We start from the raw sequence: 14,699 nt of genomic DNA, 5'->3' as shown, positions 1-14,699 counted from the left end.
CACGCGCTTCGTCGGCGCGCGGCGGATCACCGTTTCGCTCGATCACCACGGTTTTGCATGTAACCGCGACGGCACGCCGATCCTCAGTGCACTGGTCGACCCCTCCGTCGAATGGATGCACGCCGTCCGGGCGCGTATCCATGCGATGGCCGACATCCGAAAAGAGCGCCGCGAGGCAAGAGCACGTCGGCGCAAACCCAAGCAGCTTTCCCTATCCTGAAGCCAATCCACTCGACCGGTCCCTTGGGCGCGAGGGCCGGGTTCGACCGGTTGCCTTCCCAAAAGAAAGAGACAAGAATGAACGCCCAGGAGCACAAGATCGAATTCCATTACGAACCGCCTGTCCGCGAGATCGACAATCTCGAAGTGAAGATCGCAAACGCTGCGCGGGATGCCCGAGATGGCCTGAACGGTATCCGTGAACTCGGATATGGAGCGATCAGCGGCAACGAGCTGAGCATCAAGACGCTGAACGATACCGTCGAACACAGGCGCATCCTGACCGATCAGTTCCGTCATACGATCCACCTGATCCTTGCGAACCTCGCAAGATCACATCCCGAGGCCGAAGGGGATTCAGCGGCGGACGCCGCGTGGCGCGACCTGAACAGAGCGAGCTACCTCTCGCAACGGGTCAGCGACCTGATCGAAGGCGAACAGATGATCAGGAAAAAGCGCCAACCGCGCAGCTGATCGATCCACGAAACACGGGGCCAGCTTTCCCCAGTCAGGGCGCGTCGGCACCACCCTTTCTGCTACGCCAGCCGGCGCGTCCGCCCTCTTACGCGAGGGGGTATCACCCCGCATTTTCGATTTCTTCTTTGCCGATGAAGACGGCTCCACCTCCTCGACATAACAAAAGGATCGTATCATGAGAACCAAGAGACCGGACTAAGGCCCTGATCCAGAACGCCATCGCCGCCGTGCAGGCAGAAGGGCTTCAAGCCTACGCATTTCATTTTGGCGCTGATGGTGCCTTTCGCGTGGGATTCGCACCAGCCATCACAGAGACCGTAGTTCTGGCTCGAAGCAAAGGCCCTAAGCGTTTCGGTGAACCGAAATGAAGTTTGAATACACAGGGCTCCTTAAAGATCCGCTCCCTTCGGGAAACTTCCGCTGGCGCGTGCGCGTCAAGGGCGAGCGTAATCGCAAAATTCGTATTCCTGTTGGTCCGGGAGGGGCAGGTTTCGATGCGCACTATCGCGCGGCGCGACGCGGTGAGACGCCTCAAATTAGAAAAGCGCTGGGGCGCATTGGTGATATGCCAGTCCTCGGCCCGCACAATCTGACGGAGATGGACGGCGAATTGGCTATCCAATGGCAACAGTCGAAAGCGGTCTCCAGGGAAGTTACTGTTCTGGTCGCGGAGATGCCGCGCATGGAATTGGATATCCACAACGGAGTGCGAGATACCTTCCTCGTGACCGAGAGGGGCAATCCTTTCGCGTCGTCGGGCTCGCTGGATAACCGTATCCGGAAGTGGGTCGAACAAGCGGGGATCACCGATGCTCAGGGCAAGGCAAACCGGTCTCAACATGTAGTCCGAAGAGGTGTTGCCCAACTGCTCGCAAATGAAGGTGCGTCGGAATACGAGATCATGACGACGCTGGGCCATTCCGATCCTCGCACTGCGCGCATCTATACAGACAAAGCAGACAGAGCCGGGATGGGGGTTTCTGCGTCGAGGAAACGGACGTGAACGATCCTTAGCTTGTCGTTACCGCGACGCCCCAAGCATACTGAAAACAGGAAAAGGCTCGCGCTGTTGCGCGGGCCTTTTTGCGTTTCGCGGACCCAACCAAGGATCGGCTTTGCTCGCCTCTGAGAACGCCTATCGGTGGCGCGGCGATCTGCTGTGAGTGCGTCAAGCCTATGCTCAGAGTTTGCGAGGCGTGCAGCCGGGGAAATCTACCAATGTGGACCAAGGTCCGAAACGTGGTCCACATTCGGCCTGTGAAGGCCCAATGAAACAACGATACTGCGGAAAAAATGGCAGCCCGTAGGGGAGCCATAATAGTGCCCGGATGCAGTGCAACGTATTGAATGAAATAAGGTTCGAACTCCCTTAGTTGCATAAAAACATATACTTAGGTAAATTCATCTTCCTTGCTTGTCTTGACTTGTCCTCAACGTTCCTGCCTATAATAGGGGGTGAAAAAGGGGGTGATTCATGCGTGGTGCCAATTCGGAGTCTAAGCCCAAGCCCAAGCCCAAAGGTGCGCACCGCTCCAATCGACTGAGCGCCGCATTTGTCAGGTCGGCACCACCGGGAAAGCACAACGACGGAAATGGCCTGTTCCTTTTGGTCGAAGAGTCGGGCGCGCGCCGCTGGGGGCAGCGGCTGTCCATTCGAGGCAAGCAGCGTGAGCTTGGTCTTGGCTCACCGCCGTTGGTGTCTCTTGCCGACGCTCGGGAAACCGCAATTGAGAACCGTCGTGTTGCGAGATCGGGCGGTGACCCTATCAAAGAGAAGCGATTGGAGCGCGATGCACTCAAAGCGAAGGGCGAGGTCCCGACCTTCACACAAGCCATTCCCGGCGCACTTGAAAAGTACGGGCCAGAGATGGCCAGCGAAAGGTATCGGAAACAGTGGGTGGCTTCTCTTGAGCTCTATGCGGTGCCCGTGTTCGGCGAGACCAAAGTCGATGAAGTTACCGTGGATGATGTGTTTGCCGCACTTCAACCAATCTGGCTTGAAAAGACCGATACCGCCCGTCGTGTGCGCGGTCGCATTGAAAAGGTCCTTCTGTGGGCGAAGGGGCAGGGGTTCGTGAAAGGTGAAAACCCGGCCCGCTGGGGCGGCAATTTGGAGCTTCGTTTGTCGAAACCTAGCTCGGTTGCCAAGGTCATACATCAACCCGCCCTTGCGCTGACTGACTTGGCTGATTGGTTCTCTGACTTGAAGTCAAGAAAGGGCAACGCGGCGCGTGCGTTGGAACTTGCCGCGCTGACTGCTGCTCGGTCTGGTGAAGTCCGGGGTATGAAGTGGGGAGAGATTGATTTCGAGCATAGACTTTGGATTGTGCCAGCCGCGCGGATGAAGATGGATCGGGAACATAGGGTCCCCCTCTCGAACGCGGCGACTGAACTGCTCAAAGGGCTTGAGCGTGGATCTGACGATGACTTTGTGTTCGCCGCTCCACGCGGCGGTGCGCTTTCTGACATGGCGCTTTCGCAGATAATGAAGCGGATGCACTTCGCCGCGTTGAAGGTGAATGGCAAGGGTTATGTTGATCGAGTGAGCGGGCGTCCCGCTGTTCCCCATGGGCTACGGTCGGCCTTCCGCGATTGGGTCGCAGAGTGCACCTCATACCCCGGCGAAATGGCAGAGGTGGCTCTCGCACATAAGGTATCGAACTCGGTTGAAGCGGCTTATCGGCGCGGTGACCAATTGGAGAAGCGTCGTCAGATGATGAGCGCTTGGGCGGCGTTTCTGACTGGTAGTCAGGATCAAAAAATCATTGGGTTTGAGGTGAGCCGTGGGTGAGGGCTCAATCACCCCTTTGTCTTGGAAGCAAAAGCAAAACGACTATTCAATACGGATGCGGAACTTGGCTATCGGTCCAGTCCGAGTAGGACGCGCAGTTCCATTCGAAGATGCCAAAGCGCTTCTTCTGACAGCCCCTATACTCGATGCGGCGAAAACACTCAGCGACAAGGGCATCTCTGACGTATTTTGGTCGGGTGGGGATGGTGGACCGACGGTCATTGCTCGCGTCAGTATCTTTTTGCTGGCGGAATGGGCGGATGAGGCAACGCGCGAATTTGCTGACTTCGGTTCCGTGATTGAGCAAGCTCAAACCGAAAGGTGGGCGTATGACGCTTGCGAGTATCTCGCGCGGTTGGACCTCAAGCGCGGTGAGCCGCTAAACCTAAGCCTGCTAAAGTGGCGAATAGTCAAACCCAAAGCCCCATCTGCTAGGGTCAGCAAAAAGCCGCACTTGTTTTGGCGTGACGCACTGCTCGCTACACTGATTAAGGACGCTTGGGCTATGGGTTATCCTGTTGAAAAACGGACGGGTGCCGTGCCGATGAGCGCGCTCGAAATCGTCTCTGCCGTGGTTGCTGAAAAACTTGGACAACACATATCAGTCACCTTGTTGAAAGAAATTTGGCGGAAGAACAAAGGACTAACCTGAACTCGCCCTGCGGTTGAGGCCGCGAGCGACCGTTTAGGACTACTTTTTGAATGCCAGCATGTTCCTTGGGCGTAGACCATAAACCAAGGAAACTCAAAATGACTGACAATCTCCTCCGTCGCGCCGAGGTCGAAGCCATCACTGGCTTGAGCCGCAGCGGTATCTACGCACTCATGTCCGCCAATGACTTCCCGCGTCCGATCCGCGTCGGGAAGCGTGCGGTTGCTTGGAAATCGTCCGACATCACGGACTGGATCAACAGCCGCGCCGCCGCTTAACGAAAACCCCACCCGGAGACCGGGCGGGGCGAGTGGTTCTGAGTGTTCTTTTGCCGGGAACATCATGACCATATCGGCTCAGGTCCGGCTCCGCAATCGGGAGCAAAGCTATGAGCAGCCAATCGTATGGTCCCGCGACCTTCCGCATCTCACCCGAAGGCCAAGAAACCTTCGAAATCGCCATCAAAGGCCGCGTTCGCTGGGCCCTCGAATGCCTGATTGACGCTGGCGCAAAGGGCTGCACCCCCTTCGACAAGCCCGGTCCGCGCTGGGCCGCATATGTGCACATGCTCCGCACCCTTTCGGTGCCCATCAAAACGGTTCGCGAAAAGCACCCCGGTCCGTTCAAAGGCACGCACGCGCGTTATGTTCTGAAAGCGGTCGCGAGGCGGCTTGAGGGCGTCGAATAATGTCGGGGTCTGACCACCGCGAAACCGCCGACGACTACGCACGTGTCATTCTCCGGTCCGGGGATTGGCGCGTGTCTGAATGTCGCGACGGGATCCAGTGGCTCTTGCAGCGCCACAGGCCCGGTTTTTCCGGCGTGGGGACGGCATGGGACACGGTTTCCTACTGTGTGACCCGAAATGCCCTCAACCGCCTCTGGACAGCCGCGACGGGCGATGCCCGTGCATTGGGAGCACTCAACCTGCCTGCAACTTTCGGAGGAACTCGCCTCTAGGCGAGACCAAGGGTTCACGCGCGCGCTCTCCCAGCCCTCCAAAAGCGCGAGCCACGGTTTGTCGGTTTCCCGTGCCAAAACCGAGATGTCGCGAGTAGCTTCTGCGAAAGGGCAGCCCTTGCGAGAGCGGGGTCAAATGCTCTAGGTTCGCCGCCACCGTTCAATAAGGCGGATATCATCCGGGGGTGACCCGCCCCGCCCGCAGGGCAGCCAGTCCGAGGGCATAAACGACCATAGTCCGTACCCCAATTTTCGGTCCAGCCTGCAAGGGCAACCGGTCATGGATGACCATCTACGGTGGATCGGGGAGGCGCAGGTGGCGCTGCGATACCAAACGCGGTCGATAAACGGATGTGGAAGAAGGCCCCCGACGAACTCTCGCAATGCTCGTGGCGGGAGGGAGGGGACACGGGTTGGTTCATGCTGCCATATTGCTAGACTGGGGCCAATGCTGCGCTATCGCGGTGAGAAACCAAACCTGCGCGCGACTTCGAACTTCCAATGTCTCGAATGTCAGGCGGCAGGTTGAAGCATTCGAGCCGTGAGTGGAGCGGGCAACATGGAATTGTTTTGGTCTATACTGCTGGTTGGTGCATTCCCGAACTTTGATCCCGTCTGGAACACCATAGCCACTATCATTCTTTCGTTCGTTTGGCTTGGCGCGTTGGCGCCGTTTTGGGAATGTTCACGACTGTGGGTTAGTGTCTGCGCACATCTTTTTGCTGCCCCGCCATTTGTGTATCTTTTTGCACAATTCGCTCAGGCTGCTTGGCTGGCGTTTTTGGGTGACCCTGGGTTCTCGCCGGACGAATGCGGCTACTTGCACTATCGATACTGCTGAATTGGTTCAAGCGATGTAAATGCGACCAAAGAAACTCGCTCGTTTCCCCGAGCGGTCCGACCAAGTATCTATCTGCCCTGAATCCATTACGCGCGAGATTCCGAACGTCTCGCATTGTTCCTAGCAGTCAATTTCTCCATAGCCCGCAGAACCATCAAAGTCGTACACATACACCTCGCAGTCCTCGATGATTTCTTGTACGACTTCATCAAAATCGGAAAGCGCGAGCGCGGGCGGAGCGACTTCAGGTATTAGGTCCCCCAGCAAATCATTCGTGGCGTAACCTGCCAAGAATACCAGCGCAATCCTAGTAAAACGCATCATCTTTCTCCGTTCTCGTCGATCCCGCGAGGGAATTGTTGAAATGGCCAGTTTGGATTTTCGGGACTTTAGGTCTCGAATTTCCAGCAACAGAAGTTCAAACCCTATCGCCTCGCAGGAGTTCGGACCAACGGCGATGGTATTGGCCGAGCGGAAGCCTCCCGGCTTCAGCCTCATGGGTCAAAAAAACTGCTTCGAACAGCACATGTTCTTTTTCAGCAATATGTGTTGGCAGCCCTTCTAGGAAGCTCTGACGCTGGCGGAATGACATAGCCTCCCAAGTAGCCTTGCCGTTGCGGACGGCGCCATGGCGGTCATCAGACCGACTCAGCTGGCCATTGAAAAAGCGACGTATGTTGTGCGGGTGGTCAGGGACTTGCACCCTGCCACCGTGTTTCACGCATTTGGTTGCTCCGCGTAGTGCGGGTGCTCGACAAGGCAGGCCATCTCGGCGCGTAGCCTTGCAGCGCGGCGCGCTGCGAGCAGCCAACAGGCCCTGCTCTCTCCCCTCTTCGGTCAGGTTGGAAATCATTGGTTTTCCTCTCCGTCTAGCAGGACGCGCCGTTTGTGCGGCCTTTGCAACTTGATCCATGAACCTTTTTTGCCTTTTCGTAGCCATTTGGCCCACCTCGCAGGTTCGGGAACCCAATGAATTTTTAGTTGCAGGAGAAACGCCCGCCCGAACCACTGTTCTTGATGTTCGCGTTGTAAAAGCGCCCTTTGCTACTCGAATTCAGCCAGTTCCGGACGGTTGCAGCATCGACGTTGCAGTAGGCGTAGTATGTCGAGTTCAGCAGCACGACTACGTGCGCTTCGTCGCCGTTGAAGCAGATCCTGTGAACAAAACTCGATTGGGTATCCGTGCAGGCATATTCATCCAGATCTGCCGCGCCCCAGTACTTCACGTTCACCGTTTCCGCGACGCACGGCAAAGCGACCGCCATCATTGCTAGCCCTACTGCGTACTTGAGCATTCCGTCGTCTCCTTTTCCTGTACCAATTGATTTCCCACTAAGATTTTTGGACGTAACAGCTGTTTGACTTTAGCAGTATCGCTGCGCTGCGGGTGGACAATCTGGGTTGTACTGTGATCCGTCGCCCGAGAGGAAACCCAAAACTTGGAACGCAATCGCTCCCAGCACTACGTAGGCAGGTATTGCGAGAAAGCGAACGGTCCAACGCACCCATTCAAGACGGTGCCCAAAGAAGGGCACGAGTGCTGCTATCCAAATTCCTGACAATGCAAATGCGACAATCATACGGCTTCTAAAATCCTGAATGCGTTGGATAACAGGCTAACAGTGGTTGGGCGAAAAATCACCCGCAATCCAAGGCCGACAACTTCGAGCTGGTACAAAGGTATGGTGCGACCGAAGTCAGGCCCCCCCCTCTACGTTTTGACGCAAATTTTTTCCGGGCATCGGTACATTGTCAAAAGAGGAAGCGCTGGCGGTAGCCCGGGGGGTGGGATGCGTCTTACCCCCCCTCTGGGAGGAGGCTGGCCTCGCTCATTACATCTATGTGCAACTCCTGCCATGCCTGCGTCTCTCAGACGTTCCCAATTCTGAGGGTTTCATGCCCAAGTCAGAACCATCGCAAATTGGTTCTTCTCTGACTGACACCTGACTGACTGTCTGCAGCCGCGTCATCCGGTTCGACGTGTTGCCTGCCGACCTGAAGCCCAAGCCCCGCCAATAGCCGATCTATTGCTTCATTGACCCGCTCCACCCGCTGGCGCGGCGTCTTTCCCCATAGGGTTCACTTCCGTTAACAGGACTGGGGCACGCGCTTTCCCCATCTCACGTTCCCTTTCCGCTGACTGACGCCATGACCAACGTGGGGAGGGGCGAGGGCGCGTGCGATAGCGCTAGTTTTTCTTCCCTTCCAATAGCTCGACAAAGCGAGAATGAAAGTCGGTCGCGTAGGCGGCTACGTCAGCGAGTGCTGACTCGAAAGCGCGTGTGTCCCTCAGGTCCAGTGCCATGTCGATATGACTGTAGGCCAAAGCGGCGCCAAGCAGGGCGGCTACGTCGTCAAGCTGTGGCATTTCGCACCCATCGTCGCGCAGCAATTCACACGCTAAAAGGTAGAGCTTTTCCGGGGCGCACGCAGCATCTGATCCAAGCATTTTGGTCTCCTTCCAAGTTGTCTTGGAAGGCAAGCACGCTGACATAGGCATGTCTGTGGTGCATTTGGAGCCAGTTCGAGATGTGCGCGTCTATGGATGCATCCAAAGGTGCAAGCTCACATCAACTCGGGAAGGCTCAGCATTTGGTGCATGCCTTCAAAAGTACCAAGTCCGAATTGTGAACAACTGTAACAATTTGTTACTCGGAGCCGCTACCAGAGAAAAAATAGGGGGTGTTTTTGGGGGCGAAGCACAATCCGAACGGATATTTTCGGATTTCTCTTTTCTTATCAATATCTTGGGGTAGCGCCGTGGCAGCCCGTAGGGGAATCGAACCCCTCTTTCCAGGTTGAAAACCTGGCGTCCTAACCGATAGACGAACGGGCCGCGCTTGGCGTGAGGCGGGTTCTAGAAAAACGCCGGGTCGGGTGCAAGAGGGAAAATCGGCCCCGTGCAAAAAACTTTAGTCGCGGGTGGCGGTATCCCGCGCCCCCTCGAGGATCAGCGCGGTCGCGGCCTCGATCCCCGTGGTCGCGGTGTCGATCATCAGGTCGCGCTGGTCGGGCGGCAGATAGGTGCGGCCCTCGACGGCTTCCCAGTCGGGCAGGGTCATGCCCGCGATGTCGGCGACACGGGTTTCGATGCGTTTGCGGTGCGCGGTTAGGTCCGAACAGGTCAATTCGACGATCAGGTGGGCGGCGTTCAGGCCGCTCAGGGCCTTGAACCACAACCGTTCGGCTGCGGGCCAGCCGTGGACGGCATCGACCACCGCGGATTGCCCGAGGGTGAGCGCATCGCGCGCCAGAGCATAGGCGACCAGATAGCCCGCGTCGCCGGACGCGCCGTCGAACTTGAACCCCCGCGCCTTCATCGCGGCCTCGATGGTATCGATGCGCAGGTGCTGGGCGGGCAGGGCGGTCGCGACGGCACGCGAAAGGGTGGTCTTGCCGGTGCCGGGTAGCCCGCAGAGCGTGATGAGCACCGGGCGGGTCATGCCCGCGCGGCGTCTTCGAGGCGAAGCTGGGGGATCGAACGGCCTTGCCAGTGGTTGATCTCCAACCGTCCGGCCAGGTGGAACCGCGCGCCGCCGTGGCCTTCCAGCGCGGGGCCGAGCGGCCCGTCATAGGCGCCGAAGGCGATGGCGTCGATCTTGGCGCCCAGCCCATCGCCGAAGCTGACCTTGAGGTGGCGGTCGCCTACGCGCTTGGCAAAGGAGATCTGAACATCGGGGAAGGCGAAGCGCGGGGCGGGCGCGCCCGCGCCGAACGGTCCGGCCGCTTCGATCTCGTCTATGAGGTCCACGGTGGCCGCGCCGGGCATGAGAATCCCGTCCACCGCCAGATCGCGGGGGCCACCCGCGCCCGCGCCTTGGCGTGCCAGAAGTTCGGACAGGCGCGCCATGGCGGGTTCGAGTTGCGCGCGGCTCAAGGACAGGCCCGCCGCCATCTTGTGCCCTCCGCCCTTCTCGATCAGACCTTCAGCCGCGAGTTTCTGGATCGACGCGCCAAGGTCGACGCCCGAGACCGAGCGGCCCGACCCCTTGCCTTCGTCCCCGTCGAAACCGATCACGATGGCCGGGCGATGCGCCGCGTCCTTGAGGCGCGAGGCGACGATGCCGACGACGCCCGGATGCCAGCCGTCGGCGGCGGCCCAGACGAGCGGGGCGTCCAGCCCGCGCGCTTCGGCCTGATCCAGCGCGGCGAGGCGTACCTGCTCCTCGATTTCCCGCCGCTCGGTGTTGAGCTGGTCGAGACGCGCGGCCAGCGCGCCCGCTTCGGCCGGGTCGGTGCAGGCCAGAAGCCGCGCGCCGAGGTCGGCCTTGCCGATGCGCCCGCCCGCATTGACGCGCGGCCCCATGAGGAAGCCCAGATGGTACGGGCGCGGCGCCTCGTTCATCCGCGCCACGTCCGCCAGCGCCACCATGCCGGGGCGTCCGCGCTGGGCCATGATCTTCAACCCTTGTGTCACCAGCGCCCGGTTGGCCCCCACAAGCGGTGCCACGTCCGCCACGGTGGCCAGAGCGACAAGGTCGAGCATCCCCATGAGGTCCGGTCCACGTCGCCCGGCTTCGCGCAGCTGGCGGCCCGCTTCGACGAGCATGAGAAACACGACCCCGGCGGCACAAAGATAGCCCGGCGCATCGACCTCATCCTGCCGGTTGGGGTTCACGACGGCCAGCGCGGGCGGCAGCGTTTCGCCGCCCAGATGGTGATCCAGCACCACGACCTCGGCCCCCTTGGCGTTCGCCGCCGCGATGGGCTCATGGCTGAGAGTGCCGCAGTCGACGCAGACGATGAGGCTGTGAGTCTCCGCCAGCGCCTCCATCGCCGGGACGTTGGGGCCATAGCCCTCATCGATCCGGTCGGGAATGTAGAGCGTGATGTCGCGCCCCATCCGGCGCATCCAGTCGATGAGAAGCGCGGCAGACGATCCGCCGTCCACGTCGTAGTCGGCGAACACGGCCACGCGCTCGTTCTTGTCGACAGCAGCCAACAGGCGTGCGGCGGCGCGATCCATGTCGCGCATCGAACGCGGGTCGGGGAGCGTGTCGCGGATCGTGGGGGCGAGGAACCCCGCCGCTTCGTCCGCCTGCACCCCCCGGCGGGCGAGGACGGCGCAGACGGGCGCCGGCAGGCCGGTCGCCTGCACCAGCGCCTCGGCCTGTCGTTCCAGTTCGACCCCGGGGCCGGTCCAGCGCCGGCCCGTTAGGCTGTTGTCTACGTCGAGAAATGCGGCCACGTGGCCCCCTTACGCGCCCACCCACTCCTTCGGGTTGCGGTAGGTCATACGCCGGACCGAACCGGATTTCGAGCGCATCAGGATGGTCTCGGTGGTCAGGTGGTGCGGCTCGCGGATGATGCCGCGCACGATCGACCCGTCGGTCACGCCGGTGGCGGCGAAAATCACGTCGGCGCGCACCATTTCGTCGCGGGAATAGACCTTGTCGAGGTCGGTGATCCCGGCCTTGGCGGCGCGGCCCCGCTCGTCATCGTTGCGGAAGGTGAGTTGGCCCCACATCTGCCCGCCCATGCATTTCAGCGCAGAGGCGGCCAGAACGCCCTCGGGCGCGCCGCCCGATCCCATATACATGTCGATGCCCGTGGTCGGTTCGGCGCAATGGATCACCCCGGCCACGTCGCCATCGGTGATGAGGCGGATCGCGGCCCCGGTGGAGCGGATGTCGGCGATCATGTCTTCATGGCGCGGGCGTTCCAGCACGCAGACCGTGATGTCGGACGGCTCGCAGCCCTTGGCCTTGGCCAGCGCCTTGACGCGTTCCGACGGGCTCATGTCGAGCGAAACGACGTTTTCCGGGTAGCCCGGCCCGATCGCCAGCTTTTCCATGTAGACGTCGGGGGCGTGGAGCAGCGTGCCGCGCGGCGCCATGGCGATTACGGTCAGCGCGTTCGGCATGTCCTTGGCGGTCAGAGTCGTGCCTTCGAGCGGGTCGAGCGCGATGTCCACCTCGGGCCCGTTCCCGGTGCCGACCTCTTCGCCGATGTAGAGCATCGGGGCCTCGTCCCGCTCGCCCTCACCGATGACCACGGTGCCCTTGATGTCGAGCAGGTTGAGCTGGTCGCGCATGGCGTTGACCGCGGCCTGGTCGGCGGCTTTCTCGTCGCCGCGCCCCACCAGTTTGGCCGAGGCCATCGCGGCGGCCTCCGACACGCGGGCAAGGCCCAGTGACAGCATGCGATCGGCAAATACGACGGGAGAAGCAGACATGTTCGGAAGTCCCTCAGAATTTTGGTTGGCCAACACCTAGCAGGCGGCGCGAGGGGGGCCAAGCGTCCCCAGCGCGTTTAGCGCAACCAGTGTTGCCCGTGTTTCAGGCCGGTATCCGACCGGAGGCCAGAATGTGTTCGACACCGCTGCCGATGTGGGAGGTCAACAGGGATACGGCAGCCTCGGTATCGCGCGCGATCACCAGATCGCGCAGCTTCGCATGTTCGTCGGCGGCCGGGCGGCCGCGAAAGTCCAGAACGATCATGTGATAGCGGATGAACCGGTCGAAGGCGTTGGAATGGGCGGCCATGAGCGACGGCGAGGCGCAGGCCGAAATGGTGGCATGGTGGAATTCCCAGTCCTGCTGCACCCAGTCGTTGACCGAGTTCATGTCGCCCGCGATCAATTGCTCTTCGACCGTGTGCAGCATGTAGTAGGACCGGACCACATCCGCCTCCCACGACAGATCGCCGGTGGCGAGCGACAGGCGAAGCGCCTGTGTTTCCAGCAAGGTGCGCAACGCAGCGATGTCGCGCAGGCCCGCGACCGAAACCGGCGCGACCTCGAACCCCTTCTGCCCTTCGGCGACCACGAGGTCTTCGACCCAGAGCCGCGTCAGGATCTCACGCACCGTTCCGGCGCCAATGTCGTAGCGGTCCTTCAACTGGTCGATCCGCAGCTTTTCGCCCGGACCTACGATCCCGCGGATGATATCGAATTTCAGACGTCTGTAGGCCGTCTCTCCGACAGTCTCGTTCATCGCGGCGTCGGCGTAGGTTTTCTTGATCATCAGACAAAAGCCCATTTCTGGCGTTCATACGATTATTCTCGAAACACGCGATAATGTCAGCCCGGGCGAAAGCAAAGCCGATGTTTGGCAAGCGCATCGGCCCTACCGCTTTCGCTTTACAGCCCGCGTCGAGTCAGCATATGAATTTAAAATCATCCGATGAAAATAGATTCATCGGCAAAAGGGAGGAATGACATGACTTTCAGATTGGGCCGTCGCGCCCTTCTTTCGCTTGCGGTCGCCACGTCGGTCATGGCCGCCGTGCCCGCCACGGCTCAGGACACGGTCGAGCTGAACTTTTCCGCCGTGTTCTCGGCCAACGACATCCGCGCCGAAATGATGAACAAGTTCTCAGAGGCGCTGACCGACGAGTTCACCTTCAATGGCTATTACGGTGCGACCCTGTTCGCGCAGGGGACCGAGCTTGTGGCGATCCAGCGCGGCAACCTCGAAATGGGGAACATCGCGCCGCAGGACGTGTCGAACCAGCTTCCGGCGTTCTCGATCCTGACCTCGGCCTATCTGTTCCGCGACGCCGACCACCTGCGGACGTTCTTTAACTCCGAGCCGGGCGAAGAAATGAAGGCGATGGTGGAGGACGAGCTTGGGATCAAAATCCTCGGCCCGACATACTTCGGCACCCGTCAGGTCGGCCTGCGAATCGACAAGGAAATCAACAGGCCCGAGGATATGGCGGGCGTGAAGCTGCGGATGCCGGGCGGCGAGGCGTGGCAGTTCCTGGGCGAGGCACTGGGCGCGAACCCGACTCCGATGGCTTATGCCGAGGTCTATACCGGCCTTGCGACGGGCGCGATCGACGGGCAGGACAACCCGCTGCCCAACGTGCAGAACATGAAGTTCTACGAGGTCGAGACCCAGACGGTGCTGACCTCGCATCTTGTGGGATACGACCTGCTCGTGATGTCGAAGGAGGTCTGGGATGGCCTGTCGGATGAACAGAAAGCCACCGTGCAAAGTGCAGCGGACGAGGCGATCGCATGGTCGACCGAACAGCATCTGGCGCAGGAAGCGGAACTCGTCGCGTTCTTCGAGAGCGAAGGGATGACGTTCCATACGCCGGATGTGGACGCGTTTCGTGCCTACGCGCAGGACAAGTATCTGAATTCGGATCTGTCGAAGGACTGGCCCGAAGGGATGCTGGACAAGATCAACGGCCTGTGACGGCCCGAGGCGGCCTGAACGGCCGCCTCACTTCCCCATGAGAAGGACACCGTGATGAGCCGCGGTCTTTACGTTTTGAACGGCCCGAACCTGAACCGGCTCGGGTTGCGAGAGCCTGACATCTACGGTCACACGACGCTGGCCCAGATCGAGGCCATGTGTCGGGAGGCGGTGGGCGACGCGCCGCTGGAGTTCCGGCAGACGAACGCGGAATACCAGCTGATCGACTGGATTCACGAAGCCTGCGACAGGGCCGACGCGCTTGTCATCAACCCCGCAGGTCTCAGTTTTCGATCAATCCCGGTGCTCGATGCCCTTAAAATGTTCTCCGGGCCGCTTATCGAATTGCATATTTCGAACATCCATGCCCGGGATGAGATTTACCGGACGTCGCTGGTGTCGCCCATCGCGACGGCGGTCATCTGCGGGCTTGGCGCACGCGGTTACGACCACGCGGTTCGCGCGGCCCTGGACCTCGTGACGGATCGCGCGGCCTGAGGTCGCCGGGCGTGGTGACAGGCGAAAGCGGTGAGGCGCGAAACCTGCCTCACATGGCCTGACGTTCACGAGTGGCGACCGGGGATTGCCCGGTCGCGCCGGCTAGCCCCTCGG

Annotated in this window: 15 protein-coding genes, 1 tRNA gene and 1 pseudogene; 9 read left to right on the top strand and 8 right to left on the bottom strand. The window is 60.3% G+C overall.

Annotation, left to right across the window (positions count from 1 at the left end):
- The 7 genes and pseudogenes from RB2654_RS23620 to RB2654_RS20490 all read left to right on the top strand — a co-directional run.
- A pseudogene (locus RB2654_RS23620) lies at window positions 1-220 on the top strand (hypothetical protein); the annotation flags it as partial.
- Between the two features lie 77 nt (window positions 221-297).
- Window positions 298-693 carry a hypothetical protein gene (locus RB2654_RS20515; RefSeq protein ID WP_008335377.1) on the top strand — a complete coding sequence of 132 codons (396 nt, stop codon included), beginning with the start codon at window positions 298-300 and terminating at the stop codon, window positions 691-693.
- Window positions 694-1,060: 367 nt separating this feature from the next.
- Complete coding sequence (locus RB2654_RS20510) at window positions 1,061-1,699, top strand: tyrosine-type recombinase/integrase (RefSeq protein ID WP_083783447.1); 639 nt, start codon at window positions 1,061-1,063, stop codon at window positions 1,697-1,699.
- A 471-nt stretch (window positions 1,700-2,170) separates the two neighbouring features.
- On the top strand, window positions 2,171-3,487 hold the full coding sequence (locus RB2654_RS20505; RefSeq protein WP_083783446.1) for a tyrosine-type recombinase/integrase: 1,317 nt from the start codon (window positions 2,171-2,173) through the stop codon (window positions 3,485-3,487).
- Entirely contained in the window at window positions 3,480-4,139 is a 660-nt protein-coding gene (locus RB2654_RS20500) for a hypothetical protein (protein WP_148912526.1), read from the top strand. Before RB2654_RS20505 ends, RB2654_RS20500 begins: the two co-directional genes overlap by 8 nt.
- 98 nt (window positions 4,140-4,237) lie before the next feature.
- On the top strand, window positions 4,238-4,417 hold the full coding sequence (locus RB2654_RS20495) for a helix-turn-helix transcriptional regulator (RefSeq protein ID WP_008335371.1): 180 nt from the start codon (window positions 4,238-4,240) through the stop codon (window positions 4,415-4,417).
- A 110-nt stretch (window positions 4,418-4,527) separates the two neighbouring features.
- Window positions 4,528-4,827, top strand: a complete 300-nt coding sequence (locus RB2654_RS20490) for a winged helix domain-containing protein (protein ID WP_008335370.1) — start codon at window positions 4,528-4,530, stop codon at window positions 4,825-4,827.
- Between the two features lie 1,233 nt (window positions 4,828-6,060).
- Here the strand turns inward: RB2654_RS20490 and RB2654_RS23500 are convergent.
- The 8 genes from RB2654_RS23500 to RB2654_RS20450 all read right to left on the bottom strand — a co-directional run bounded on the left by RB2654_RS23500 (window position 6,061) and on the right by RB2654_RS20450 (window position 12,905).
- Window positions 6,061-6,438: a hypothetical protein gene (locus RB2654_RS23500; protein ID WP_148912527.1), complete on the bottom strand. Its 378-nt coding sequence runs from the start codon at window positions 6,436-6,438 to the stop codon at window positions 6,061-6,063.
- 479 nt (window positions 6,439-6,917) lie between these two features.
- The gene (locus RB2654_RS20480) at window positions 6,918-7,235 is read right to left on the bottom strand and encodes a KTSC domain-containing protein (protein WP_083783445.1); all 318 of its coding nucleotides are present in this window, start codon (window positions 7,233-7,235) and stop codon (window positions 6,918-6,920) included.
- A gap of 893 nt (window positions 7,236-8,128) precedes the next feature.
- Window positions 8,129-8,389, bottom strand: coding sequence for a hypothetical protein (locus tag RB2654_RS20475; protein ID WP_008335366.1), 261 nt, complete (start codon window positions 8,387-8,389; stop codon window positions 8,129-8,131).
- 312 nt (window positions 8,390-8,701) lie between these two features.
- Window positions 8,702-8,776 (bottom strand) — tRNA-Glu (locus RB2654_RS20470).
- A gap of 76 nt (window positions 8,777-8,852) precedes the next feature.
- Window positions 8,853-9,383, bottom strand: coding sequence for a P-loop nucleotide/nucleoside kinase family protein (locus tag RB2654_RS20465; protein ID WP_008335364.1), 531 nt, complete (start codon window positions 9,381-9,383; stop codon window positions 8,853-8,855).
- Window positions 9,380-11,128, bottom strand: coding sequence for a single-stranded-DNA-specific exonuclease RecJ (gene recJ, locus RB2654_RS20460; RefSeq protein ID WP_008335362.1), 1,749 nt, complete (start codon window positions 11,126-11,128; stop codon window positions 9,380-9,382). The genes RB2654_RS20465 and recJ overlap by 4 nt, the downstream gene beginning before the upstream one ends.
- Before the next feature lie 9 nt (window positions 11,129-11,137).
- Complete coding sequence (gene glpX, locus RB2654_RS20455) at window positions 11,138-12,082, bottom strand: class II fructose-bisphosphatase (RefSeq protein ID WP_008335360.1); 945 nt, start codon at window positions 12,080-12,082, stop codon at window positions 11,138-11,140.
- Window positions 12,083-12,218: 136 nt separating this feature from the next.
- Complete coding sequence (locus RB2654_RS20450) at window positions 12,219-12,905, bottom strand: FCD domain-containing protein (RefSeq protein ID WP_040885911.1); 687 nt, start codon at window positions 12,903-12,905, stop codon at window positions 12,219-12,221.
- A gap of 195 nt (window positions 12,906-13,100) precedes the next feature.
- Between RB2654_RS20450 and dctP the strand changes: the two genes are divergently transcribed.
- Together dctP and RB2654_RS20440 are read left to right on the top strand one after the other, a co-directional pair.
- On the top strand, window positions 13,101-14,087 hold the full coding sequence (gene dctP / locus RB2654_RS20445; RefSeq protein ID WP_008335356.1) for a TRAP transporter substrate-binding protein DctP: 987 nt from the start codon (window positions 13,101-13,103) through the stop codon (window positions 14,085-14,087).
- A gap of 54 nt (window positions 14,088-14,141) precedes the next feature.
- Window positions 14,142-14,585 (top strand): type II 3-dehydroquinate dehydratase, encoded by a 444-nt coding sequence (locus tag RB2654_RS20440; protein WP_008335355.1) that lies wholly within the window; start codon window positions 14,142-14,144, stop codon window positions 14,583-14,585.
- The last annotated feature ends 114 nt before the right edge of the window (window positions 14,586-14,699 follow it).

Origin of the sequence: Maritimibacter alkaliphilus HTCC2654 (assembly GCF_000152805.1) — a bacterium.
Lineage (GTDB): Bacteria > Pseudomonadota > Alphaproteobacteria > Rhodobacterales > Rhodobacteraceae > Maritimibacter > Maritimibacter alkaliphilus.
This window is presented reverse-complemented; position numbering and strand designations above follow the sequence as displayed.